Origin of the sequence: Collinsella sp. AM23-17, from assembly GCF_003470945.1 — a bacterium.
In the GTDB taxonomy this organism is placed as follows: domain Bacteria; phylum Actinomycetota; class Coriobacteriia; order Coriobacteriales; family Coriobacteriaceae; genus Collinsella; species Collinsella aerofaciens_O.
This window is the reverse complement of record NZ_QRHU01000017.1, coordinates 49,496-50,289: the sequence shown is the minus strand read 5'-3', so window position 1 is coordinate 50,289 and position 794 is coordinate 49,496. Positions and strand designations below refer to the sequence as shown.

The following is a 794-nucleotide window of genomic DNA, read 5'->3' as shown; positions in this document are numbered from 1 at the left end:
GGGGCTCAGGTCGAGGTTCCGCGGGATGGCGGGGCCGAGGCTGATGGAGGAGCTCCCCTCCGTGCGCGCCGAGGGCGCGCTGGGCGCCGCGCTCGGCGCGCTGGCGGACCTGTGGGCGGCGGCGCGCGACGCGGCGCTCGACATGGAGCGCGCGATCGAGGCGTCCCTGGAGGAGAACTGCCCCGCGCTGCTGGCGATGTACGGGTGCGGGCCCGTGAGCGCGGCCAAGCTCGCGGTCGCGGCCGGGGACAACCCGGGCAGGCTGCGCTCCGAGGCGTCGTTCGCGGCGATATGCGGCGCCTGCCCCATCCCCGCCTCGAGCGGCAAGACCGTGAGGCACAGGCTCAACAGGGGCGGCGACCGGCAGGCGAACAGCGCGCTGCACGAGATCGCGAGGCAGAGGGTCATGCGCGACCCCGAGACCGCCGAGTACGCCGAGAGGGCCAGGGGGCGGGGAAAGAGCGACAGGGAGGTCATGAGGTGCCTCAAGCGCTACGTGGCCAGGGAGGCGTACCGGGCGCTGATGCGCCCGCACGAGATCAGGAGGCCCGAGGACGCCTCGGAGCTCGTGGCGGCCAGGCGCGCGGCGAAGGTCAGCCAGGTGAGGGCGGCGTCCATACTGGGCACCAGCGAGAAGTACATCTCGATGCTGGAGAGGGGCCAAAGGGAGCTCAAGCCCATAAGGAGGGCCTACGAGGCATGGGTCGAGGCCGGACTTCCGCTCGATTGGGACAGGCAAGCCTTCGAGGCCGAGCGCAAAATGGATTCTAAAAAACACCTTGCCAAATAGGAGC

At 70.9% G+C, this 794-nt stretch carries 1 protein-coding gene; it reads left to right on the top strand.

Features of this window, described 5'->3' with window-relative positions; translation table 11 throughout:
• Window positions 1–790: transposase (locus DW645_RS10025; RefSeq protein WP_199576457.1), on the top strand; the 790-nt coding region annotated here is incomplete at its 5' end.
• Between the last annotated feature and the right edge of the window lie 4 nt (window positions 791–794).